Source organism: Desulfonatronum thiosulfatophilum (assembly GCF_900104215.1).
GTDB classification, from domain to species: domain Bacteria; phylum Desulfobacterota; class Desulfovibrionia; order Desulfovibrionales; family Desulfonatronaceae; genus Desulfonatronum; species Desulfonatronum thiosulfatophilum.
The window spans coordinates 56,290-80,817 of the sequence record NZ_FMXO01000018.1; the positions used below are offsets into that span (position 1 = coordinate 56,290).

21 protein-coding genes are annotated in these 24,528 nt (G+C 56.1%); 5 read left to right on the forward strand and 16 right to left on the reverse strand.

The window, feature by feature from the left end; translation table 11 throughout:
* The first annotated feature begins 131 nt into the window (after positions 1 to 131).
* From BLP93_RS14485 to rsxE, 3 genes are read left to right on the forward strand one after another with little or no spacing between them, the layout of a single operon-like run.
* Complete coding sequence (locus BLP93_RS14485; RefSeq protein ID WP_161946352.1) at positions 132 to 1,205, forward strand: RnfABCDGE type electron transport complex subunit D; 1,074 nt, start codon at positions 132 to 134, stop codon at positions 1,203 to 1,205.
* Complete coding sequence (locus BLP93_RS14490) at positions 1,202 to 1,864, forward strand: FMN-binding protein (RefSeq protein WP_092123261.1); 663 nt, start codon at positions 1,202 to 1,204, stop codon at positions 1,862 to 1,864. The genes BLP93_RS14485 and BLP93_RS14490 overlap by 4 nt, the downstream gene beginning before the upstream one ends.
* 3 nt (positions 1,865 to 1,867) lie before the next feature.
* Positions 1,868 to 2,485 (forward strand): electron transport complex subunit RsxE, encoded by a 618-nt coding sequence (rsxE, locus tag BLP93_RS14495; protein WP_092123263.1) that lies wholly within the window; start codon positions 1,868 to 1,870, stop codon positions 2,483 to 2,485.
* 203 nt (positions 2,486 to 2,688) lie between these two features.
* Here the strand turns inward: rsxE and BLP93_RS14500 are convergent, their stop codons facing one another.
* Both BLP93_RS14500 and BLP93_RS14505 read right to left on the reverse strand, forming a co-directional pair.
* A complete protein-coding gene (locus BLP93_RS14500) occupies positions 2,689 to 4,326 on the reverse strand; it encodes a glutamate synthase-related protein (RefSeq protein WP_092123325.1) in 1,638 nt (545 codons plus the stop codon).
* Between the two features lie 272 nt (positions 4,327 to 4,598).
* Entirely contained in the window at positions 4,599 to 5,315 is a 717-nt protein-coding gene (locus BLP93_RS14505; RefSeq protein WP_092123265.1) for a GAF and ANTAR domain-containing protein, read from the reverse strand.
* Between the two features lie 361 nt (positions 5,316 to 5,676).
* Between BLP93_RS14505 and BLP93_RS14510 the strand changes: the two genes are divergently transcribed.
* The gene (locus BLP93_RS14510) at positions 5,677 to 6,420 is read left to right on the forward strand and encodes a hypothetical protein (RefSeq protein ID WP_092123267.1); all 744 of its coding nucleotides are present in this window, start codon (positions 5,677 to 5,679) and stop codon (positions 6,418 to 6,420) included.
* 44 nt (positions 6,421 to 6,464) lie between these two features.
* Positions 6,465 to 6,674, forward strand: coding sequence for a YwbE family protein (locus BLP93_RS14515; protein ID WP_092123269.1), 210 nt, complete (start codon positions 6,465 to 6,467; stop codon positions 6,672 to 6,674).
* A gap of 18 nt (positions 6,675 to 6,692) precedes the next feature.
* Here BLP93_RS14515 and BLP93_RS14520 read toward each other — a convergent pair whose 3' ends face one another.
* From BLP93_RS14520 to nifJ, 14 genes are all read right to left on the reverse strand, one after another.
* The gene (locus BLP93_RS14520) at positions 6,693 to 7,037 is read right to left on the reverse strand and encodes a tRNA-binding protein (RefSeq protein ID WP_092123271.1); all 345 of its coding nucleotides are present in this window, start codon (positions 7,035 to 7,037) and stop codon (positions 6,693 to 6,695) included.
* Positions 7,027 to 7,248 (reverse strand): tautomerase family protein, encoded by a 222-nt coding sequence (locus BLP93_RS14525; protein ID WP_092123273.1) that lies wholly within the window; start codon positions 7,246 to 7,248, stop codon positions 7,027 to 7,029. The genes BLP93_RS14520 and BLP93_RS14525 overlap by 11 nt, the downstream gene beginning before the upstream one ends.
* A gap of 48 nt (positions 7,249 to 7,296) precedes the next feature.
* Positions 7,297 to 7,434, reverse strand: coding sequence for a hypothetical protein (locus tag BLP93_RS17285; protein ID WP_208596662.1), 138 nt, complete (start codon positions 7,432 to 7,434; stop codon positions 7,297 to 7,299).
* Between the two features lie 36 nt (positions 7,435 to 7,470).
* Positions 7,471 to 8,088 (reverse strand): methyltransferase domain-containing protein, encoded by a 618-nt coding sequence (locus tag BLP93_RS14530; RefSeq protein WP_208596663.1) that lies wholly within the window; start codon positions 8,086 to 8,088, stop codon positions 7,471 to 7,473.
* Between the two features lie 31 nt (positions 8,089 to 8,119).
* Positions 8,120 to 8,722 carry a nitroreductase family protein gene (locus tag BLP93_RS14535; RefSeq protein WP_092123277.1) on the reverse strand — a complete coding sequence of 201 codons (603 nt, stop codon included), beginning with the start codon at positions 8,720 to 8,722 and terminating at the stop codon, positions 8,120 to 8,122.
* 250 nt (positions 8,723 to 8,972) lie between these two features.
* A complete protein-coding gene (gene ldhH, locus BLP93_RS14540) occupies positions 8,973 to 11,126 on the reverse strand; it encodes an L-lactate dehydrogenase (quinone) large subunit LdhH (protein ID WP_092123279.1) in 2,154 nt (717 codons plus the stop codon).
* Positions 11,126 to 11,752: a LutC/YkgG family protein gene (locus tag BLP93_RS14545; RefSeq protein ID WP_092123281.1), complete on the reverse strand. Its 627-nt coding sequence runs from the start codon at positions 11,750 to 11,752 to the stop codon at positions 11,126 to 11,128. The genes ldhH and BLP93_RS14545 overlap by 1 nt, the downstream gene beginning before the upstream one ends.
* A gap of 22 nt (positions 11,753 to 11,774) precedes the next feature.
* Positions 11,775 to 11,954 carry a hypothetical protein gene (locus BLP93_RS16940; protein ID WP_092123283.1) on the reverse strand — a complete coding sequence of 60 codons (180 nt, stop codon included), beginning with the start codon at positions 11,952 to 11,954 and terminating at the stop codon, positions 11,775 to 11,777.
* A 35-nt stretch (positions 11,955 to 11,989) separates the two neighbouring features.
* Positions 11,990 to 13,198, reverse strand: coding sequence for an acetate kinase (locus tag BLP93_RS14555; RefSeq protein ID WP_092123285.1), 1,209 nt, complete (start codon positions 13,196 to 13,198; stop codon positions 11,990 to 11,992).
* 69 nt (positions 13,199 to 13,267) lie between these two features.
* Positions 13,268 to 15,382, reverse strand: a complete 2,115-nt coding sequence (gene pta, locus BLP93_RS14560; protein ID WP_092123287.1) for a phosphate acetyltransferase — start codon at positions 15,380 to 15,382, stop codon at positions 13,268 to 13,270.
* A gap of 109 nt (positions 15,383 to 15,491) precedes the next feature.
* A complete protein-coding gene (locus BLP93_RS14565) occupies positions 15,492 to 16,775 on the reverse strand; it encodes a (Fe-S)-binding protein (RefSeq protein WP_092123289.1) in 1,284 nt (427 codons plus the stop codon).
* A gap of 15 nt (positions 16,776 to 16,790) precedes the next feature.
* Complete coding sequence (locus BLP93_RS14570; RefSeq protein WP_208596664.1) at positions 16,791 to 18,182, reverse strand: FAD-binding oxidoreductase; 1,392 nt, start codon at positions 18,180 to 18,182, stop codon at positions 16,791 to 16,793.
* A gap of 171 nt (positions 18,183 to 18,353) precedes the next feature.
* On the reverse strand, positions 18,354 to 20,069 hold the full coding sequence (locus BLP93_RS14575; protein WP_092123291.1) for an L-lactate permease: 1,716 nt from the start codon (positions 20,067 to 20,069) through the stop codon (positions 18,354 to 18,356).
* A 540-nt stretch (positions 20,070 to 20,609) separates the two neighbouring features.
* Positions 20,610 to 24,236, reverse strand: coding sequence for a pyruvate:ferredoxin (flavodoxin) oxidoreductase (nifJ, locus tag BLP93_RS14580; protein WP_092123294.1), 3,627 nt, complete (start codon positions 24,234 to 24,236; stop codon positions 20,610 to 20,612).
* Between the last annotated feature and the right edge of the window lie 292 nt (positions 24,237 to 24,528).

The following is a 24,528-nucleotide window of genomic DNA, read 5'->3' on the forward strand; positions in this document are numbered from 1 at the left end:
TTGCTGAAGATATGCCGTTTTGATAGCTTTTTCCCAGCTCTACTGAAATCCACGAATCGCCCTTATGTCCGAAACCTGAGACAATGGTGCCTTCCGTTATTCGAAAGCATGATTGGAACCACGATCTCCCAATGAAAAAGCCTGAATTCGTCAAGCAAAAAATCATGCTTCGGGTGCTGTACGCACTTCTACCCGTCATCGTAGCGGGCACCTATTTTTTCGGGCTACGCGTTTTGGCCGTGCTCGCCGTTTCCATGTTTTTCGCCTTCCTGACGGAATGGTTCATGGCCTCGCGGCGAGGCGGCAAGGTTACCCAGGCCTGTTTCGTGACCGGAGCGCTCTACGCTCTGGCGTTGCCCCCGACTATCCCGTTCTGGATCACCGCCGTAGGTATTGTGGTGGGCATTTTGTTCGGCAAGGAGCTGTTCGGCGGATTCGGCAAGAATGTCTTCAATCCGGCCATTGTGGGCCGGGCTTTTGTCTGGGTCAGCTTTCCCCTGGAAATGACCAACCAGTTTGTGCCGGCGTTTCGTGATTTTCCCGGCGGATTCGTTCACTGGAGCATGGCCAAGGCCGGGGAGCTTCCGGACTATCTGCTCCGCGCCGGCCATGGAGCAGTGGATGTCTTCACTTCGGCGACCCCCATGGTTGCCCGCAAGACCCATGATCATGAAACCGCGATCGGGGATCTTTTTTTCGGGGATATTGGCGGGGTATTCGCTGCCGGTGAACAAACCCTGCTCCTGGGCGCCGGTTCCATCGGCGAGGTCAGCGCCGCGGCGATCCTGCTGGGAGCCGTCTACCTGCTCTACACCAAGACGGCGCAGTGGCGTCTGATGATCCCTCCCGTTCTGGGAGCTGGCTTTCTGTGCGTCGCCTTGCGCTACGGCCTGGGCGTCGACGCCGTCCCTCCCCTGGAGTTCACCTTGCTGTCCGGAGGCCTCCTGTACGGCGCCGTGTTCATGGTCACGGAGCCGGTCAGTGCCCCCAAATTGCCGAAGTCGCAGTGGATATACGGGCTTTTTATCGGCATGATGATTGTCTTCTTCCGAACCTACGGTATCTTTTTCGGCGCCGTGGCCTTTGCCATTCTCCTGGGCAACATGATCGCTCCTTCCCTGGATCTCTGGTTCAAGCGCCTGTCCGCCGCGAGGTCGGCAAGGCCGATTCAGGCCAAGGCAGCCGGCATAGGGGAACGAAAATGAAGAAGGACTCCATCACCTATGTGCTGGGCTTCATGCTGGTTATCACCGTGTTCTTCGGCACCGGGGTTTCGCTGGTCCATCATGGAACCAAGGACATGCTAGCCCGCAACGAGCAACTTCATCGCAACCGGACCATCGCCCAGGCCTTCAATCTAGACGTGCCGGGGCGCGACGCCGAGGCCTTTGCACAAGCGGTTCAGGAACATGTGCGCGAGTTCTCTTTGCGCACACCTGATCGCACCTGGGCTGTGTTTGAACGGGTTACTGAACATGATGACGAATCCAGGGATATCGGGTTCATTTTTCAGGGGCGTGGCGTCTGGGACATTATCCGTGGCGTCATTGTGCTTAACCCTGATTTAAATACGGTCCTCAACCTGCGGATCATGGAACAAGCCGAAACTCCGGGTCTGGGGGGGCGGATCGAGGAAGAGGGTTTTCTGGCACAGTTTCAGGGGCTGCGAATTGATTGGGAGCGACAGCCGGATCGTCGCGTGATTCTTGCAACGGGAATGGATCCGGATGCCGAAGGCCGCGTGGACGCCATTACCGGAGCCACGGGAACGTCCCGGGCCTTGATCGAGATGCTGAACAACGAACTGCATGAATTTCGCCTCGCCTACCAGGCAAATATTCAGACCACGAATTCCGAGATGTAAGCCATGGCCGATACATCCAGAAGCATCTTTGAAAAAGGAATCTGGGCGGAAAACCCGGTCTACCGCCAGGTTCTGGGGATCTGTTCGGCTTTGGCGGTCACCAACCTGCTGACCAACACCTTGCTGATGTGCGCTGGCGTCATCTTCACGACGGCCATGTCCAATCTCACCGTTTCGGTGTTGCGCAGTTTCATCCCCAAACGCATCCGGATGATGGTTCAGGTGTTGATCATTGCCAGTTACGTGATGATGGTGGACATCGTGATCCGTGCCACGGCCCCAGATATTCACCGATTTATCGGACCCTACGTGGGCCTGATCATCACCAACTGCATCATCATGGGACGGGCTGAAGCCTTTGCCAGTCAGAATCGTCCTTTCCCTTCCCTGCTGGACGGCTTGGCCACGGGAATCGGCTATTCCCTGGTGCTCATCGCCATAGCCCTGGTTCGCGAACCCCTCGGTTTCGGGACGGTATTGGGCTATTCCCTTCCGGCCAAAGACCTCTGGTGGCATTCCTGGACCATCATGATCATGCCTCCGGGCGCTTTCTTCACCTTGGGACTGCTGACTTGGTGGGCCCGGGCCAAGACGGATCCCAGCCTGAAAGAAACCGGCTGACAGAGGCGTTGCTCCAAACTCTTTATTGTTCCGCGTCGCCTATCCATCTTTGCAGCTTACCCAAGTATTTTAATCCATCATCCGTACCCGGTGGCTAATAGCCGAAGCTAGCCCTGCAGGATAAAAGTAACCCGGGAGGATCATTTGATCCCCCCGGGCATTTGACTTGAGGAAACGTGAATCCGGTGCTTCCGGAATCGAAGCTACGACGCGAGGATTTTTTTCGCGGTTTCGTCGTTGGCCTCGGCCACGTGCGGAATGCCGGTTTCCAGGGCGGTTTCCCTGTTGCCGGAGAAAAGGTCCGATCTTGAGATCTTATCCATGGAAAACTTGCGGGCGCCGGCCATCATCTGCTGCATGCCGCAGGCAAGCTTGTCCGCCATGGTCCAGAAGGCTATGGCGCCGTAAGGAATATTCTTCATTTCCTCTTTTCCGACCCGCTCCTCCACGTCATAATAGCCGGCAAAGATCTCTTCTGGGCTGCTGCCGAGGTCCTTCACCGTTTTCGGGAGCTGGTCCCAGTTGCCGTGGATTTTTTCCCGCCGATCCGGATGAAGCGCACCCTCGATGTTGGTGCCGAGGAAGCCGGGGATCATGATCGCCCGTCCCATGCAGACCAGCTTGGTAAAGGGAGCGCCCAGGGCAAGCGCCTTGAAGATGTGATCTTCCAGGGCAAAACCGCCCGCAAAGGACATGTCCACCACCTGCTGGCCGCTGGCTGCCAGGATGGAAGCGTATTCATACGCCTTGGCATGCAGGTTGATCGAGGGGACGCCCCAGCTTTGCATCATATTCCACGGGCTCATGCCGGTGCCGCCGCCGGCGCCGTCGATGGTCAGAAGGTCGAGCTTGGCGTCGGTTGCGAACTTGATTGCCATGGCGAGTTCTTCCATGCCGTAAGCCCCGGTTTTCAGGGAGATGCGCTGCAAGCCGAGGCTGCGGAGGTAGTCGACGCTTTTCATGAAATCTTCGCGAACCTGGTCGACCTTGCTCAGGTTGGTCGCGCCCAGACGGCTGTGTCTGGCAAATGAGGTAATCGCCCCTTTCTCGAATGCGGTCTGGACCCATTCCGTTTCCGGATCCGGATCAACGATGTAGCCGCGGTTTTTCAGGAATTTTGCATATTCGATGCTGTGAACCTGAATTTCGCCGCCGATATCTTTCGCCCCCTGACCCCACTTAAGCTCGATGATGCATTGGTTGCCGTACTTCTCGGCGATATACTCGATGACGCCGTTACGGGTGTCTTCCACGTTGACCTGAATGATGATCGCCCCGTAATCGCCGTTATACCTGGTATAGCTTTCCACGCGTCGCTCCAGTTCCGGAGCCTTGGTGACCTTGCCCTTGGAGATGACGGACTGCCTGTCGACACCGACCACGTTTTCACCAATGACAACGGGAACCCCGACGAGAGCCGCCCCGATGGCAAAGGAATCCCAGTATTTCTGAGCAATTATGGTGGATCCGAGCGCGCCGGTCATGATTGGCATCCGGGCCTTGGTCTTGATCTCGCGGCCAAAACTTGTCTCCAGGCTGACGTTGGGAAACGTGCAGTCGTCCGGATCCGAGGACAGGCCAGGGGCAAGTCCGTGGGCTCCGTAGGCACGTCCTTGAATACGCAAGGAATTGTAGGAAACTCCGACATGGGTGGTATTGTTGGCGCCCGCGGTAACGATTCCAAAGCTTCGTGGATAGATAAGCGCGCGACCGACTAGGCTGGACATGAAGGTTTCACATTTGCCCTGACAATCGGCGCGGCAAAGAGTACACAGGCTTGATTCCGCCGGGTTGCCACGATTTGTTGTACCAAGAACATCATTGGATTTAGAAAAACGCATTTCACTCATTCGTATCTCCCTAATATGTAACGTTTGTAGGAAAGTAACGGCTAAAAAGCCTGGTTTAGAAATAAAAAAAGACGTCTCTACCCTATTTTGAAAGTGGGTATAAGACGCCTTTGTCTTTTTCGGTACATGAATGATTAAATGTTTTTGCACGCCATTGTGCAAAACAGAAAGGCATTGAATATAGTGGCAGAAGACTGTTTATGTCAAGTTTGGGTGTGTAGAAGATCGATCATAGACGGTTGGATGAACAGCTTTGGATCATTTTAGTAGATTTCTTCGGATAACAGTATGGCCTCAGCTATTCTTCGCATGGTTTTGCGAGAGTCCATGCTTTTCTTTCGCATCCAGCGATAGGCTTCCTCCTCGTTGATTTCGCTTCGCCGCATCAGGATCTCTTTGGCTCTGTCCACCAGTTTTCGAGTTTCCAGTTCCTCCCGGATGACCTTGGTCTTGATGAGGAGTTCTGAATTATAAATGGCCACAGCCGCCTGGTTGGCTACCGTAGTGATCAGGTTCACTTCACAATCCGAAAAGTGATGGTATATTGATGAAAAACAATTCAGTACACCCACCACCTGATGGTCCTTGAGCAGAAGCGGAACGCTGACCATGGACTTCAGGCCAAGTTTCCGGGCCATTTTCTTTTCCTTGAACAGCGGTTCGGACAGCACATCGTAGACGATCAATGGCTTTTTATGCGCAGCGACATGGCCGACGACACCTTCGTTGATATTGAGTTCCCTGTCTAATAAGTATGCGGGCTCGATGGTCTGGGTTGACTTAATTCGGAGCTTTTTTCCGTTGTCGGTATCTTCAACCAGCCAGAGGGAACAGATCTCGACTCCAGTAACTTTTGCCGTGACCATGACGATCAGGCGCAAAATATCTTCAAGGTACAAATCGGAATTGATGGCGCAGCTGATATCCATCAGCGCCTTGATCACTTTGTCGGCATCTTCAGAAAACTTTTCACTATCCATGCTATAACCTGTATGTTTGTAACTGCCCACCTGGTTTCGGCTTGTATCGATTTTTCGGCCTCGCAACATCGAACATTGCGCGCATAAACAGCATTTTGTGCTTCACGCTTCCGGCAATGGTTCGATGAACGAATACTGGTTCAGTCAGACATGCGATGCCAATAAATAGAGACAAGCCGGAACACCGCGAGTTTAATCATGAAAGTTCTGAGCAGTTGCGAAGCAAGTTGATTTTCTCAGGAAGTTCGCCAAGAATTGAGTATGGGTTTCAAGAGCAAGTGCAAGGATTTTCATCACCCGAGTCAGATCTTTAAGACGGTTATGTATAAAGCAGCTCGCAACGTTAAGTACAAGGATTGCAATGCCAAATCAAACCCAAGACTCCAGTTGGCTGGAGAACCTGAAAAGGAAGGCGCAAGACCTTTTTGCCGAAGAAAGTACTGTCGTGGACGGCATCAGGTCAGGATTCGTGGATCGGGCCATTGTCTTTATCGATCTTGTGGGATCGACATCATTCAAGATCGAGCACAGGGAGAACCCGGAGAATTGGATCCTGATCATTCGTCAGTTCAGCAAGCTCGTCTCCGCGGCGGTCCAGATTTCCCATGGGAATGTCGTCAAATTCATCGGCGACGAGGTGATGGCTTCCTTTGAAAAGGCGGAGCATGCGGGGAACTTCCTTGTGCATGTCAGGGAAATCGAGGAGGCATTGCATTCCGTCACCGGCTTCGCAACGGCTATCAAGATCACCGCGGATTTCGGTCCGGTGTACGAGTTGCGGTTTGAAGGCCACGAAGCTCCCGATCCTCAAGGGATTGTCGTGGATCGCTGTGCCGGCATCTCAAAATATGGCGTTCCCGGCGAAGTGCTCGCAAGTGCCTTCTTTGCCGAGGCAACGTGGTCGCTGGACTGGTATGAAGTAGGGGAAGTCGAGGTTCACGGGGTGGGAAATGTCGCCGTGTCACAACTTGGCGGCAGCACGGCGGATCTGGAGCCACGTGTTGCAATTTCCAGAAAGGAATATGCGTCGTTGAAAAAAGAGCGGGAACTGATGAGAGCTGAACTGGCTCGACTTGATCCCGGAAGCGTGACAAGCTGCGGGTAAACAATTGGTTGAATTTGCAAAACAAGTTGCCAGGAGACGGGATAATGGACGGAACAGTTCGAGCCGATATCGTACGAGGATCTGAAGTGGCCGTGGTCATGAAAAAGGATCAGCGGACAGGGGTGCTGACCCGAGGTCGGGTCAAGGATATTTTAACCAAGTCTTCAAATCATTCCCGAGGGATCAAGGTGCGTCTGGAGAGCGGCGAAGTCGGCAGGGTCAAAGAGATTTTGTCCGCGGGTTCTGCTTCCTGACCCCATGTTCCTTTGGGCTCATCCCAGTTTTGCTCCGTCGGGAACTTTCTTGTCCGGCACGGCCAGGATCACTGTCCCGTCCGGGCGATAGAACCCGGTCAATAAAAATTCGGAGCGAACCGGGCCAATCTGTTTGACCGGAAAGTTGACCACGCCGACCACCTGCCGTCCGACAAGTTCATCCGGAGTGTAGTGATCAGTGATCCTGGCGCTGGTTTGCTTGATGCCGATCTCCGGCCCGAAATCAACCATCACGACATACGCCGGCTTGCGGGCCTTGGGAGAAGCCTTGACCTCGACCACGGTCCCCGCATGGATCGCCACCTGCTGAAATTCCTCCCAGGTGATGGTTTCATTGCTCATTGGCGACTCCGCCGGCGATCCCGCGCAGCTTCGTGACCTGATCGCCGCCGATCCCCCAATTATCGGTATCCACCTCGTCGATGACCACGACGGTTGTCTTGGGATTCTTTCCCAGGACGTCAACAAGCAGTTTCGTAACGCCCTGGATAAGCCGGGCCTTCTGTTCCGAAGAGGCTCCTTCCCTGGTGATTTTGATGTTCACATAAGGCATGTCTTTACAATTCCTTGTGCGTGAAATGTTCCTGCAAGCCCGCGAAGCTTAAAAAGGCTTGACGGCCAGAATATACGCGGCGACGGCGTAATTCTCGGAATCCGCGATTTTCCAGTTGGCAATGATTTCTCTGCTCCGCGGTTTGATCTCCACCTGAATGTTCGTGAACCCTGCCGCTTCCAGCATGGGTCTCACCTGACCGGTGAGACTGGCTCCGGATATTCAGCCGCACCAGGCAGCGGGATCGTTCTTCAGGCTTTCCGGAACGTCCTTTTCCAGAAGCACGTCAGATATGCAGATCCGCCCACCGGGTTTGAGCACCCTGTACAATTCGCGGTATACGGTCGGTTTGTCCGGGGAAAGATTGATCACGCAATTGGAAATGGCCACGTCAACGGATGCATCGGCCAAGGGAAGTCGTTCGATCTCGGCCAGTTCAAATCTTACGTTCGATGCACCGGCCTGCTGAGCATGGTCCGTGGCCGCGGTGATCATTTCCGGGGTCATGTCCACGCCGATGACGCTGCCCTCGGGGCCGACCATTTCCGCGGCCAGCAAGGCGTCGAAGCCCGGGCCGCTGCCCAGGTCCAGCACGAACTCACCGGGCTTGAGGTCGGATCGATTCACCGGATTTCCGCATCCCAGCCCCAGGTTCGCTTGTCCCCGCGTCTTGCCCAATTGCTCCTGTGAGTAGCCGAGCAAACCGGCCTGGGCCTGCGGGTCAAGGGTTCCGAGGTGGGTGTCGCCACCCACGGGCAGGCAGCAGCCCCCGGCCTCGGAGACAGCTTTGGCATAAGAGTCGCGGACTTGGTTTTTTATGTCCTTGAATTGTTCCGGCATGGTTTACCTGCCTTTGGTTTCAAGTAGGGGATTATTGCAGATATCGCGTTACGACATCGGTTTTGATCTTGTTGGGGCCTTTCGTCATGCGCTCATGGTATCCCAGCGGAATCACGGCCATGAACTCACCTTCAGGCTCACCAAGAAAGCGGCGCACATCTTCCTTGATCAGAAACAAAATTCCCAGCCAGACCGAACCCAAGCCCAGAGAAGTGGCCGCAAGCAACAAGTTTTGCACGGCCGCGGCGGAACTCTGGATTTCCATGGTCCGGAAAAAATCTCCCACTCCTGGATGTTCGAGCTTGAACAGCTTTTCTCCCCGGGCGATCAGCTCACCAGTGTTCAGGATGGCCACAACCACCGGAGCGCTGTTGATGCTCCTGGCGGCCATGCGCAGCAGAGAGGAGGAGGGCTTGGGAAAATCAGCGGCCCGGTCTCCGGCCAATTTGGCTAGTTCAGACTTTTTTTGACCGCGAAGCACAACAAATCGCCAGGATTGCTGATTGTGCGCAGACGGAGCCTGGTTGGCCGCATTCAGGAGAGCTTGAATGTGTTCAGGGGCCACATCCTGGTCAGTGAACATTCGGATGCTGTGCCGGGCGGCGATGGTGCGCAAGGTTTCATTGTCAGCCATGCGATGACTCCGGTTGGTGATTGATCTTGCAATTCAATGTTCTGGGTCCCATGGTTTTAAATTCTGGAACTCAAATACATTGCTTACAGCTGATTTTTCAAGATAACGAACATGCGTCTTCACAGTCAAACATGAAAAAAATAAGCGGCATCTGCAGGATAATGTTCAGCCAAATATGCTCCGCAAGAAAAAGGCCGGAATTCCTCCGGCCTTTAACAGCATCTCTCTTGCTGGGGCGTTCCAGGGGTTGTTATCGCAGTCTTTCCGCCATTAGTTCGGCGATATGTTTGACCTCGATGGGTTTATCAGCGGCTTTCATGCCGCCGCGAATCTGCATCACGCAGCCGGGGCAGTCCGTTCCCACGGCCGTGATGTTGCCGGCTTCCAGATCGGCCAGCTTTTTGGCCAGCAGGGTTTTGGAGATGGCCGGGAATTTCATGGAATAGGAGCCGCCGAAGCCGCAACAGACTTCTTCTTCAGTTGTCGGCACATATTCACAAACCATGTCCAGATTCTCGCGGGGAGCATCCCGGACCTCAAGCCCTCGGCAGAGGTGGCAAGGTGCGTGGTATCCGACCTTCTGGTCGGAGCGGGCGAACTTCATGGAGGAGATTTTTAGCACATCGTGAACAAATGAACTGAAGTCGATGACCTTGTCCGCGAACTGGGCGACCTTTGCGGTCATTTCCGTCTCGTTCTCCAACAGCTTGGGATAGCCGTGCTTGAGGTGTGATGCGCAGGATGCGCACATGGTCATGATGTAGTCGTATTGCAACGGATCGAATGCCGCGACGTTCTGTCTGGCGACATCGATAGCGGTCTGCTTCTCGCCCATCATGTTCACGGGCAATCCGCAGCAGGATTGCTTCATGGGATAGTCCAAAGCCACCTTGCCGGTGGAGGCTATGACCTTGACCGCGGCCTTCATCTGCTCGGGATAAACAAAATCCTGGACGCAGCCGGAGAACAGGGCAACCTTCAGCTCCGGTTTGGCGACCACGGGCTTGATGGATTCCCATTCGTCCCGAAAAGGCTTGTCGGCGATGGTCGGCAGTTTGCGGAAATCCTGTCCCTTGATGAAGATCGTGGGCAGATGGCGGATGTACTGGCCCTCGCGCTCGGCAAAAGGCTTCTGGGCCCAGCGCATGTTCTTGAGCAGGGTGTGGAACATGGTGCGGTTCTTGAGCACTGTTCCGAGCAGTTTGGATGAGGTCGGATGGCCGTCCTCATCCTGGATGCGGGCATGGATTTCCTTGATCAGCCGGGGCAGATCGATGCCCGAGGCGCAGACTTCCTTGCAGGCCCCGCAGTTCACGCAGTTCTGGACCAGGAATTTCGCCTTGTCCTTGCCGTGGAAGAAGTAGGTCATGATCAGGCCGATGGCGCCGATATAGACATGGCCGTACTTGTGGCCGCCTACCAGACGGTAGACCGGACAGACATTGGCGCAGGCTCCGCAACGGATGCAGCGCAGGATCTGGGAAAAATCCTTGTCCTTGGCCAGCGCCTTGCGGCCGTTGTCCAGGAAGATCACATGCATGATCTTCTTGTTCTCCGGAGCGCTATGGCACTCATTGGCGCCGGTGATCCAGGTGACGTATGACGTGATCTGCTGGCCCGTGGCGTTGCGGGGCAATCCCCGCAGGATGCGCAGGGCGTCATGCAGGGTCGGAGTCAGCTTTTCCAGGCCGATCAAGGCCACGTGTACTTTGGGCAGTGTCGTAACCAGCCGGGCGTTGCCCTCGTTGGTCACCAGGCCGATGGTTCCGGTTTCGGCCACGGCGAAATTGCTTCCGGAAATGCCCATGTCCGCTTCAACATATTCCTTGCGCAGTTCCCGGCGGGCCACCTTGACCAGTTTCTGGATATCCGGCTCCTGCTCCTTCTTGGTTACTCCGGCAAAAAGATCCGCCACCTGGTAGCGGGAAAGGTGAATGGCCGGCATGACCATGTGCGACGGCCCTTCGCCGCGCATCTGGATGATCCATTCGCCCAGATCCGATTCCACGACCTTCAGCCCCTGCTCCTCCAAATGGTGGTTCAGGTGGGTTTCCTCGGCGGTCATGGACTTGGCCTTGATCACCTTCTTGCATTTGTTCTCTCTGGCGATGCGCGCGACAATCTGGTTGGCCTCTTCGGCCGTAGCGGCCAGATGAACATGCACCCCCATGGACTCGGCCTTTGCCTTGAACTGATCGTACAACTCGTCCATTCGGGCCAGGGACTCGTCCTTGGCCTGGGCGATCTCCTTGATCAGCCCTTTGACGTCCATCCCGGCAAAGGCATTGGCCCGGCCGGTGCGGTAGGCCACGGCGAACGTGTCCAGGGCCTTGCGCTGGAATTCGTTGCCAAGGGAATCCTCTACTTCCTGAAGATATTCTTCTATTTTGACAGCGGTTTGCATCAGCTATCCTCCAGCAGCAAAATGTGCAGTTCCAGCGGGCCGTGAACGCCGATGGCCAGGACACGTTCAATGTCCGCTGTTCGGCTGGCTCCGGTGATGAAGGCCAGGTAGTTGGGAGTCTTTTGCATCATGGGCAGCAGTTCGGGCTCCGCTTCGTAGCTGGTCGCCCGCAATTTGGAAAGGGGAAGAACCATGACGTTGATCTCACAGATCATGGTGGACAGGCGCAGGTCCTCTGAAGAGGAATCCAGTACCAGGGATCCGGTCTCGGCCAGGCCAAGATCGGCTACGGCAAAACCAATGTCGATCCCCGCCAGATGGTCGCGCAGACCTTCGGCAATGAGCTTGACTCCAGCCTTTTCGGCTGCCGCGGCCAGTTCCGCATACTGATCGTCCACCAGTTTCGGGGCGGCCATGACCTTGTCCGACGCCTTGGCGACGCACAAGTCCGCGGCCTCGTCCGAGATGGCGTTTTCGCAACCGGACAACAGCAACTGGCAGGCGTCCTTGTTCACGCACACCTCCACCGCATAGGCATACGCCTCTTGCATGGAGCCGATGGGTTTCACAATGGCGGAAACGGCTTCGGCTTTCTGGGTAAAGAGCTTGATATGTTCCTGGTTCACATTCGACCTCCTATAGGAAGGTTCACGGTTCGATGATTATTTGGATTGAAATCGCAATCGCAATAGTTTCATTATTTATTTGTTGTTTTGCGATTTCGATTTCGATTTCGATTTCGATTTCGATTTCGATTTCGATTTCGATTTCGACTCGATTGCGACCTTTGCGATGACCCGTAATCTCGACGAGACCGGCCGCAAACATGGCGCTGTTTGCCTGGCGGTTGAGGAAGAGGATCCCTACCCCAGCACCTCCAAGGTTTGAGTGGCAATTTCCAACTCTTCGTTGGTGGGGATGATGAAGATTTTTACCCGGCTGTTCGATGCGCTGATTTCCACCGCCTTTCCACGAGGAGCCTCGGCGTTGAGGTGGGTGTCGAGGATTGCGCCGACTCCGGAGAGGGTGGCGCAGGACAGACGGCGGACCACATGGTCGTTTTCGCCGATGCCCGCGGTGAAACAGACGGCGTCCGTGCCGTCCAGCAAGGCGAGATACTGCCCGATGTACTGGGTGACGCGCCGGCAGAACACCCGCAGCGCCAGTTGAGCATCTTCGTCTCCCTGGGCGATCAGGTCATGGATGTCGCGCATGTCGTTGTGGCCGCACATGCCTTTCAACCCGCTCTGCTTGTTCAGGATGGTGTCGATCTCGCGAATGGACAGGTTCTTGTTGTCCGCGAGAAAGGCATGCAAAGCCGGATCGACATCCCCGGAGCGGGTGCCCATGACCAGCCCGGCCAAAGGCGTCAGGCCCATGCTGGTATCGATGCATTTGCCGTTTTTTATCGCGGCCATGGAGCAGCCGTTGCCCAAGTGCACGGTCACACAGCTCGTTTCCGCGAAGGGTTTGGCCAGAAGACGTGCGCATTGCTTGGCCACGTACAGATGCGACGTGCCGTGAAATCCGTAGCGCCGGATCTTCAATTCGGTGTAGAGGGATTTGGGGATGGCATACCGGTAGGCCTCCGGAGCCATGGTCTGATGAAAGGCCGTATCGAAGACCGCCACGTTAGGTACTCCGGGCAAAAGGCGCTGAGCGGTCTCGATGCCGGCCAATCCCCCGGGGTTGTGCAGAGGGGCAAGCGGAATCTGGGCCTTGATGCCCTCGATGACCGCCTCGTCGATCAAGGTCGGGGTACTGAAAGACTCGCCGCCGTGGACGATGCGGTGGCCTATGGCGTTAATCTCGGAAACTGCGGAAATGACTCCGGTATCTTTACCGGTAATCAATTCCACGACCCGCGCCAAGCCAGTGGCGTGATCCTGAATGGGCATCTCTTCAGTGAACGTTTGTTCCTGGTCAGTGGACGGGCGACGCTTGTGCCTGACCAAGCCGGTCGGTTCGCCGATCCGCTCCACCAGGCCGGAGGCCAGAACGGTTTGATTCTTCATGTCCAGGAGCTGGTACTTGACCGAGGAACTGCCGGAGTTGAGGACGAGTATTTTCATGGTCGGTCTAATCCTTTGTTGCGACGTCGCTTATTCTGTCCGGAGTCGTTACATCCCGCCTGATTGTCATTATTCGGTTTTCGCCTTCAAGGCGTGCTGGGCCTGAATGGCGGTAATGGCCACGGTGTTCACGATATCCGGCACGGTGCAGCCGCGGGAAAGATCGTTCACCGGTTTGTTCAGGCCCTGGAGCACCGGGCCGATGGCCACGGCGTTGGCGGCGCGCTGGACAGCCTTGTAGGTGTTGTTCCCGGTGTTCAGGTCCGGAAAAATGAACACCGTGGCTCTTCCGGCCACCAGAGAGTCCGGCATTTTGGTCATGGCAACGTCCGGATCATAGGCGGCATCATACTGGATCGGGCCTTCGATGAGCAGGTTCGGAGCCATCTGTTTGGCGATTATAGTCGCCTCACGTACCTTTTCCACTTCCAAACCGGTGCCCGATTCTCCCGTGGAATAGGAAAGCATGGCCACCCGAGGTTCAACACCGAACTGAATGCCGGTTTCAGCGGAGGCAACGGCTATTTCCGCCAGTTCTTTGGCCGTGGGATTGGGATTCACGGCGCAGTCGCCAAAGACCAGCACCCTGTCCGACATGCACATGAAAAAGACCGAGGATACCAGGGAGATGCCGGGCCTGGTCTTGATGAACTGCAGAGCCGGGCGGATGGTTTGCTGGGTTGTGGTGATGGAGCCGGAAACCATGCCGTCGGCATGTCCTTTCTGGACCATCATTGTTCCGTAATAGGTGACCTCGGCCATTGTGTCGTGCGCCACTTCCTGAGTCATGCCTTTGGACTTGCGCATCTCGTAGTAGGTTTGCCAGTACTCGTCGAACAGTTCTGAAGAAGAGGGTTCGATGAACTCGGCCTTGTCCAAAACCAGCCCCATTTGGGCCGCCTTGGCCCGAATTGAATCCGGGTTGCCCAGAATGGTCAGGTCCACGATGCTGCGTCGCAGCAGAATGTCCGCGGCCTGAAGAATTCGAGTTGAAGAGCCTTCGGGAAGGACGATGTGACGCCGGTCGGCCTTGGCCTTTTCGATCAAACTGTATTCGAACATGATCGGGGTGATTTTGGTGGACTTTTTGGCTTCCAGGCGTTGCAACAGTTGAGCGGTGTCCACATGTTCCTCGAAGGAGCCCAGAGCCGTTGCGATTTTTTTCTGGTCTTCCGGTTCGATTCGACCGTACATTTCCATGAGGATCCGCGTGATCTTGTAGGTATGTCCCTGGACTGCCAGGATCGGCATGGGCACGCCTGTCCAGCCTTCCAAAAGCTTCATGATCGATGAAGGCGGCTTAATGCCTCCAGTCAGGACGATACCGGCCACTTCCGGATATGTCTGGGACTGCCGCGTGGCAATGCAACCCAGGAGAATGTCTGATCGGTCGCCGGGTGTAATGACCAGGGAGTTTTTGGAGACATACTCAAGGAAGTTGTTCACCTGCATCGCCGCGACGACGTAATCGTCAATCTGAACGTCCAGCAGTTCCTGTCCGATTACCACTTCGGCATCCAGCCATTTCTTGACGTCGCTGATGGTGGGTTTGCCCAGGGACGGCACTTCGGGAATGACGTACGTCAGGCATTCCTCATGCAATCGGTACTTGCACCGAAGGCCGCCGATGATCTCCTGCTTGTTCACCTCTTCGGCGCGATTGACGATGGTCGCCAAAACGTCCAGACCTTTATCAGTAAAGGTGTCGATGGCGATCTGGGTCTGGGCGACAATCTGCTTCGGAGTTTTGTTCTGCCCGTTGGCCACGAGAATGACCGGAGAGCCGAGGTTGGCCGCGACTTCCGCGTTGATGTCGAATTCAAAGGCCGAATCGCCGCCGATGAAGTCCGAGCCTTCACACAAGATGAAGTCGAAGCGGGTCTCAAGGGCTTTATACTTGGCCAGGATGTTTTCCATCAGCACGGCGTGTTCGCCCTGGTTGATCAGATCTCTGGCTTGCTCCAGCGAGTATGCGAACGCATCCTGATAAGTTTCGTTGAGATGAAACTGCGATAGGATCAGGTTGGTATCGTGATCGCGCTTGCCGTTGCCCTGAACGCTGATGATCGGCCGAAAAAAACCAACGCGTCGGATGTTGCGCATCAGCATCTGCATCAGGCCAAGACAAATGGCCGACTTGCCGCTGCGGGACTCCGTATTGATGACGTAGAGATTTTTGGCCATGAGGTATCCTTTGATGATGGGCTATGGGCTAAGGGCTTGGGGTGAGGCGATATGGCCAGGGGCGGAGAGTGCCGATCTTTCGACTTCCCTCCGCCCATCGCCTCTCGTCCTACAACGTTTCCGCGTACAATTCCGCGACATGCTTCACCGGAATCGAATGGCCGGTCTTGGAGAGCATGTCCGCAAGCTGGAGCATGCAGGCGGGACAGCTGGTAGCGGCGATTTTGGCTCCGGTGGCGGCAATGCTCTCGGCCTTTTTGCGGCCGATGACGTCGGAGAGTTTGTAGTGCTTGATGTTGAAACTCCCGCCGGAGCCGCAACAGGAGGGACCGCCCGGAAGTTCCGCCGTCACGTACTTGCCGCCTGCAGTCAGAACATTGCGGGGCTGGGCCGTGACCTTCAGCGTGTTCCGCAGATGGCATGGGTCATGGTAGGCGACCTTGGCCGATTCCGCAGAGGCCTGAACCGGGGTGATTTTCAGCACGTCGGTCAGGAATTGGCTGACGTCCATGACTTTTGCCGCAAGTTCCTGAACCCGGACGGTGTCCATTTTATCGCCGTAGTATTTGGGCCAAAGTTCGGCAATGGTCGCGGTACAGGTGGCACATGGGGTGATCAGATAGTCCCATTTGCTCTTGGCAAAAAGGTCTAGATTCTGCCGGACCAGCTTGTCAAAGCTCTCCGGCTCCCCGCTGGACAGGGCGGGAATGCCGCAGCAGGCCTGATTGGGCGGCATGTACACGCCGATGTCGTGGTGTTTCATGATCTTCAACACGGCCTCTCCAACCTGGGGGAAGACCTTGTCCGTGACGCATCCAGGAAAAAAAGCAACCCGCAGTCCAGGTTTGCCGGGAGGCGTATCCTGTCTGGGAACCAGGGTATGAAACGGCTTGGCGGCCAGTTTTTTGAAATGCCTGTCCGCGATAAGCGGGGCATTGAACCGGGCGCAGGACGTACCGATGACTCCGTCCGCCTCCTTGGTGAAGATGCTTTGCATGGAGGCGCCCAAGGAAAGGAGATTGTTCATCAGCTTGGGATTGGTCAGCAGTCTGCGGAAAATCAGCCGCTGGGCCGGGGGCAGGCCCAGGTAGCCGGAAAGGATGGCTCGGGCGCGCAGAAAAATGTCCGTTACCTTGACTCCGGAGGGGCAGTTGGCTTCGCAGGTGCCGCAGAGCAGGCAGCGTTGCAGCTTTTCATTGACCGCCACGGGATCCTTAAGGATTTCATCCGAAAGCCCGGAAAGCAGGGCCAGTTTGCCGCGGGTGACGTCGGTTTCCCGACCGGTCTGAGCAAACACGGGGCACTGGGCCTGACACATGCCGCAACGCATACATCCGGTGAGCAGATCGTCCAGCTCCTTGAGCATGGATACAAGTTTTTTGATATCGGCCATGATGTCCTCCCGGAGTTAGGCGAGCAGGGGGCCGAGGATCTTGCCCGGATTGAGGATGCCCTTGGGGTCGAGCACGCTTTTCATCTTTCGGGAATATTCGATGGCCGCGATGCCGCATTCGTTTTTCATGTACTTGGACTTGGCTAGGCCGATGCCGTGTTCTCCGGAAAGAGTGCCGCCCAGAGCCAGTGCTTCGTCGAAAATTTCGTCAATGGCCGACTCCACCTTGTGCCATTCCTTCTTGTCGCGCTTATCCGTGAGGATGGTCGGGTGCAGATTTCCATCCCCGGCATGACCGAAGGTGCCGATGGTCAGGTCGTATTTTTTTGCGATTTTATCCAAAGCCTCCATCATGGCCGGAATTTTGGAGCGCGGAACCGTGGCGTCCTCCAGAACCGTGGTCGGGCGGACCCGGGCCAGGGCCGGCAGCGCGTCGCGACGAGCCTGCCAGACGGCGTTGCGCTCGGCATCGTCCTTGGCCACACGCACGCTGGTGGCCTTATGTTCCTTGCAGATGCTTTCCACCTTGGCAGCGTCGTCTTCGACCTGGGTGGGATGCCCGTCCACCTCGATCAGCAGCATGGCCGCGGCATCAACCGGCAGGCCGGCCTTGCGGAAGTTTTCCACGGTGCGGATTGTAAAGTTATCCATGAATTCCAAAGTGGCGGGAACGATCTTGTTTGCAATGATCGCGGCCACGGCTCGGGAGGCGTCCATGACGTCCGGAAAAACGGCCATCATGGCCTTGTAGGCGGCTGGAGGCGGTACAAGCTTGAGAATGAATTTCTCGAAAACTCCCAATGTGCCTTCGGAGGCAATCATCAGGCCGGCCAGGTTGTAGCCGGTGACGCATTTTACGGTCTTGCCGCCGGTGCGTATCAGCTCGCCATTGACGTCAAAAAAGTCCACGCCCATGACGTAGTCCTTTGTAACACCGTATTTCAGGGCCCGTAATCCTCCGGCATTTTCGGCCACGTTGCCGCCCAGGGTGGAGACGGCCTGGGAGCCCGGATCCGGAGGGTACAGAAGTCCTTTTGCCGCCACGTGCGCCGCGAACTTGGCCGTGATCACGCCGGGCTGGACCACGGCGTAGAGGTCTTCCTCGTTGACTTCCAGAATCTTGTCCAAAGCCGTGGTCAGGCAGACCACGCCGCCGGGGTGAGGAATGGTTCCTCCGGAGAGGTTGGTTCCGGCGCCGCGAACCGTCAATTTCAAGCCGTTGTCGTTGCACAGCTTGACGACTTTGCCCAGATCCTCGGATTGCTCCGGCCGAACCACGATTCCGGGCTGAATCTGTTCCAGGACGGCTGAGTCATAGGAATACGAATGCAGGTCCACGGCATCGGTCATCACGTTGTCCTTGCCCACCGTGGTTTCAAATTCTTTTTTCAATGCATCAGTTATCATTGCAAACTCCTTTGCATGGGTTCAGGTGTCAATGTTCAGTGTTCACCCTACTAAAGTAATGTCAAAATCTATTTTTGGAAGACCGGAAAAGAAGAGGTGAACCATGAAGATGGATTCCTGAGTCTTTTGATATCCCTCCGGACGGATACACCGTCCGGAGGGATGCGCAAGCTAGAAAAGGTTGGCCGGGAGCAGATAAATCATCAGTGTAACCATGATGCCCACAACCACGCCATACAGCAGGAAGGGCCAGAAGGTACGGCGCAGAATCGCGCCTTCCTGACCGGAGAGGCCGACCACCGCGCAGACGGCCACGATGTTGTGGATGCAGACCATGTTGCCCATGGCGCCGCCCACGACCTGGGCCGCGACGATGAGCTGGCGCGGCAGGTCGAGCTGTGTGGCCATGCCCCACTGAAATTCAGCGAAGAGCAGGTTGGAAACCGTGTTCGATCCGGTGATGAACGCACCCAGGCCGCCGATAAAGGAGGCGAACATGGGCCAGCCCTGTCCAACCAACTCGGACAGCGCCTTGGCCATGGCCAGCGGCATGGAGGGATAGGCATTGGGGTTCAGAGCTAGGTCGCCGATGCCGGAGCCGCGGAAGATGGAGACCAGAGCCACGGCAAAGAACAGGGCGATGGCCGGATTTTTCATCCGCTTGATGGAGTCCACCCAGGCTGCCTTGACCTTGTCTGCGGGCATGCCGTGGATGAAGATGGTCAGGATGGCGACAAGCATGAACGGGATGGTGCCGGGGAGATAGAGATAGGCAACGGCGCCGCTGACGGATTCATAGCCCAGGATGCCTCGCCATGCGATGGTCTGGGAGGAAAGCCAGGCCTTGAGCCCCAGCTGCTCGATGCGGGTGAGTACCAGGATGACGCCGATGAGCACGTAGGGCAGCCATGCCTTGAACTGGCTCATCCGCGCTTCAAACTTGCAATCCTCGGCGCTGGTTTTCACCGTGCCGGTCCATTCGGGATCCCAGTTCTTCTGAGAACCAAAAGTCCAGACTTCCTTGGGCACGGCAATGCCTCTCTTGGCGCCCCAGACCACAACGCCGAGGCCGACAAGTCCGCCGATCAGCGAGGGGAACTCCGGTCCCAGCAGCCAGGCAAAAATCAGGTAAGGAATGGTGAAGGCGACAGCGGCGAAAACGCAGAATTTCCAAGCAGCGAAGCCGTCGGACCAGGAACGTTTCGGTCCGAAATAACGGGAAATGAAGCCGAGCATGAAAATGGGCAGGATAAAAATCATGGGCAGGTGCATCAGGGTCGCCCACTGTCCGATCAGCATGCCGAAGGATTCGTAGCTGGTGAAGTTCACTCCCACGGCCCCAGTGGCTACGGCGTCGCCGACCAGGTCACGCAAGAAGGTAAGACCGATGATGACCGGGGTGCCGACTGCGCCGAAAGAAACGGGAAAGGAGTTGAAGACCAGACAGATGACGGCCGCGGCCAAGGGGGGGAAGCCAAGGGCCAGGAGCAGCGGGGCGGCCAGAGCGGCTGGTGTTCCAAAACCCGCGGCGCCTTCGATGAAGGCCGCGAAGAGGTAGCCGATGATGATGGCCTGGACTCGCATGTCGGGAGAGATGCCTTGCATCCCGCATTGGATGGTTTCCATTCCCCCGGAGTCGCGCAAGGTGTACAGAATCAGAATTGCGCCAAAGACGATGATCAAGATGCCGATGGCCGTGATCACGCCCTGGATGGACAGGGCGGCGATGTATCCGACCGGAAGGTTCCAGATGCCGACGCCGGCGACGGCGGTGACCAGCCACGCCAGGGGCATGGCTTTGGTGGCGGGCCAGCGAAAGCCGACCATGAGCACCAGAGCGAGAGCAATGGGAAGTGCGGCGATTAACGCCAGGACTCCAACGGACATGTTTTAACTCCTCCTTGATAAAGTTCACTTGATGGATTGCAAGCCGACAAATTGAGCACCAATCCTTCCCCAACCCAAACAAATACGAGTTGGACCACCTCAGCCATAATGATGTTGATCCGTGATTCCATAATCCATATCAAGATTCGTGCCCTCTGCTTGATCGTGGAAAAAGGAAAAAAAGCCGATGACCCTGTTGGGGAGTGCAACTCCTGAACAGCAATACGTGACACTTTCAATCCATCACACTTGGATCGAAAAAAAATAACACCCTTCAACAGATTGGCTTTTCCTGGGGTGATACAGACTTTTTCAAGCCTTGAAAAGTAGCGTGAAAGGATCTGTCAGATGGTTTCATTGAAGGCGCAGGCAAGGTGTTCTTGTCCGGGAAATAAGATACGTCTGAGAAAATGGACTTCACGGCAGCTTCGCGGAAATGATGTTTGATTGGGAGGAAGGGTTGCCAAAGAAAAAACGCCGGACCCGTTAGGGGCCGGCGTTTTTAAGAGGGTTTCCGATCAGTGTCAGTGCCTGTGACTGTTATGTACCGGCTCTTCCGGCGTCACACGGCTCGATGTTCGCATCCGGGCGGACATGCTCTGCGGTTTCCGAGAGCACGCAAACCGGCAAGGGAGCGATGTTTCCTTCGCCATATGGATTTGCCTCCGCCAGAAGATTGAGGATCCGCCAACGTTCGTTCACCTCCTGTTCCACTGCGTTACGCAGCTTCTGGGCTTCTTCCGGGGAAGACTTGGCCAGGGCCGCGAAACGGTTCTCACTCATCAGGAAGTCCTGAATGGTGCCGTTGGGCGCTTTGGAATCAATAATCATGGGATTTTCGCCCTGTAAAGCCCTTCGGGGATCATAGCGGAACAGCGGCCAGTAGCCGGATTCCACGGCGAGCCGGGTTTGCTCCTGGGTCTTGCCCATGCCCATTTTCAGCCCCTGGTTGATGCAGGGGGCATAGGCGATGATGATGGAGGGGCCCTTGTAGCTTTCGGCTTCAGTCAGCGCCTTGAGGAACTGGTTCTTGTTCGCGCCCATGCCCACCGCTGCCACATAGACGTACCCGTAGGTCATCAGCATCCGGGCCAGATCCTTCTTGCGCAGCTGCTTGCCCGCGGCGGCGAACTTGGCGATGGCTCCGGTGGGAGTGGCTTTGGAGGACTGCCCGCCGGTATTGGAGTAGACCTCCGTATCCATGACCAGCACGTTGATGTCCTCCCCCGACGCCAGGACGTGGTCCAGACCGCCGAAACCGATGTCGTAGGCCCAGCCGTCGCCGCCGAAGGTCCAGATGGACTTCTTGGTGTACATGTCCGCATTGGCCTTGATTTCCTGGAGTTGCGGATCATTGTTGTCCGCAAGCAATGCCTTGAGCTTGTCCCCCGCCGCTTTGGAGGCTTCGGGATCATCTTTGCCGGCCAGCCAGGCGCGCATGGCCGAGGCCAATTCACTGTCAATTCCGTTGTTCGCGGCGGCGGTCATGAGTAGCGCCAGACGTTCGCGCCGTTGCCGGGTGCCCAAGGCGATGCCGTAGCCGAATTCCGCGGCATCCTCAAAGAGGGAGTTGCCCCAGGCCGGTCCGTGACCGTCCTTGTTCACGGCGTAAGGCGTGGTTGGAGCGGAAGCGCCCCAGATGGAGGAGCAGCCGGTGGCATTGGCAATGATCATTCTCTCGCCGAAAAGCTGCGTCATTACACGAACATAAGGAGTTTCCCCACAGCCCGAGCATGCACCGGAGAACTCCATAAGCGGTTTTTGGAACTGGCTGCCTTTGACCGATGTCCGGCTCATGACATTGTCCTTGAGCGGTACGCCCACGGCAAAGTCATAGTTGGGAACCTGGGCCGGGGTCTGCGTGGCCAGTGGTTTCATAACCAGCGCCTTTTCCTTGGAGGGGCAGATGTCCGCGCAGTTACCGCAGCCCATGCAGTCCAGGGTATCCACCTGCACCCGGTACTTCATCCCCTTGAGTTCCTTGCCTTTGGCCTCGAGCATGTCGAAGTTGGCCGGTGCGCCGGAAAGGTCTTCATCCGTGGCAAGAACGGGAAGAATGGCGGAATGGGGGCAGACAAAGGAGCACTGGTTGCATTGAATGCAGTTTTCGGAAATCCATTCCGGAACCATGATCGCAACGCCGCGTTTTTCATACTGGGACGTGGCCGTGGGGAAAAGGCCGTCCGGATTAAAGTAGGACACGGGCAGCTTGTCGCCCTGCTGTGCCAGCATGGGGCGCATTACTTTGGAAACGAATTCCGGTTCCTGTCGCTCCTTTTCCGTTCCAGCTGCCGAATCCGCCCAGGAAGCGGGGTACTCGACCTGCTGTGCAGCCTCCGCGGCTTTTTCCACGGCGGCGATGTTCATGTTGACGATTTTGTCGCCCTTGGAGCCGTAGGCCTTCTTGATGGAGTCTTTGAGCATTTCCACGGCCTGTTCAAAGGGAACGACGTTGGCCAGCTTGAAAAAGACGGTTTGCATGATCATGTTGATCCGTCCTCCCAGGCCGACCTCCTGAGCAATCTTCACGGCGTCGATGGTATAGAATTTCATCTTCTTTCCGGCAATGCCACGTTTCAAGGAGTCGGGAAGGTGCGTCTCCAGCTCGTTCTGCGACCAAGGAGCATTCAAGACGAACGTGCCTCCCTGTTTTGCGCCTTCCAGCAAATCGTACTGGTTGACGTAAGCAGAGTTGTGGCAGGCGATATAATCCGCTTGAGTGATTAGATAGGTGGATTGGATCGGCGATTTTCCGAAACGCAGGTGGGAAATGGTGATCCCGCCGGATTTTTTTGAGTCGTAGGCGAAATAGGCCTGGACGTACATGTCCGTGGCGTCACCGATGATCTTGATGGCTTGCTTGTTGGCGCCAACAGTGCCGTCCGCGCCTAATCCCCAAAATTTACATTGAATCGTTCCGGTCGGTGTGACATCCGGAAAAGAAGGATCTACTGGGAGAGATGTCATTGTGACATCGTCTTCAATGCCGACGACAAAATGGTTCTTTGGCTGCTCCTGGGCCATATTTTGATAGACGGACGCTACCATGGCCGGGCTGAATTCCTTGGAACCCAGACCATACCGGCCGCCCAGGAACTTTACGCCGCTTAAGCCGCGCTCCAGAGCCGCGGTACAGACGTCCAGGTAGAGAGGATCGCCAAGGGCTCCTGGCTCTTTGGTACGATCCAGAACGGTCACAGTTTTGGCCGAAGCCGGGAGGACGTCGAAGAGAGCTTCCGGAGCAAAGGGACGATACAACCGGACCTTGATCAGGCCGACCTTTTCCCCTTTCGAGGACAGGTGGTTGATCACCTCTTCGATGGTCTCACATCCGCTGCCCATGGCAATGATCACTCGATCCGCATCGGGAGCGCCGACATAATCGAAGAGCTTGTAGTTGCGTCCGGTAAGTTCGCCGACCTTTTTCATGTACTCGGCGACAATTCCCGGAACTTTTTGATAAAATGGGTTGGCCGCTTCCCGTCCCTGGAAATAAATGTCCGGGTTTTGGGCAGTACCTCGAAGGTGCGGATGCTCGGGGTTCATGGCGCGGGTGCGGAATTTGGCCAGGGCTTCAGTATTTACCAGAGCCCGCATGTCTTCGTAATTCTCGACGTCAATCTTCTGGATCTCATGCGAGGTGCGGAAGCCGTCAAAAAAGTGCATGAACGGCACGGATGCTTCAATAGCGCTGAGATGGGCAATCAGAGCCATGTCATGGGTTTCCTGGACCGAATTGGACGACAGCATGGCGAATCCGGTCTGGCGGGTTGCATAAATGTCCTGATGATCACCAAAAATGGACAGGGCGTGGGCGGCCACGGCCCGGGCCGAAACATGGAAGACGCCGGGGAGCAGCTCTCCGGAAATCTTGTACATATTCGGGATCATCAGCAGGAGTCCTTGGGAAGCGGTAAACGTCGTGGTCAACGAACCCGCGGCCAGCGAGCCGTGGACCGCGCCGGCGGCGCCGGCCTCGGACTGCATTTCCCGGATGGACAGGACTTGTCCCCAAGCGTTTTTACGGCCTTTGGAAGCCCAGTCGTCGCAAACCTCGCCCATGGTTGATGACGGAGTAATGGGATAGATGGCCGCAGTCTCACTTAGGGCATAGGCAACATAGGATGTGGCGGTATTGCCGTCGACGCTTAGCTTTTTTTTTGTCATGAAAGAACCTCCGTGGAATGGATCAATGAACGGGACCGGGAACGGGACCGGCAAGGTGGACCAAAATTCGTTTGCCCTAGCCTTACCAGAATCGTGCCTAGCGATAAAGTACGGCAACAATGCGATCATTATTTGAGTAGATGCAGGCAATAACCGGTGAAAGGGAGATTGGGCATGGTATACGTCATAAATAAAGGGCGGTGCGTGCATGTACATTGTGTGAACAAGTTCAAAAGAATCACGATGGTCGAACCTCTCGTTTTCGCCAGGTTGTCGAGGTTCCCGCCTTTAA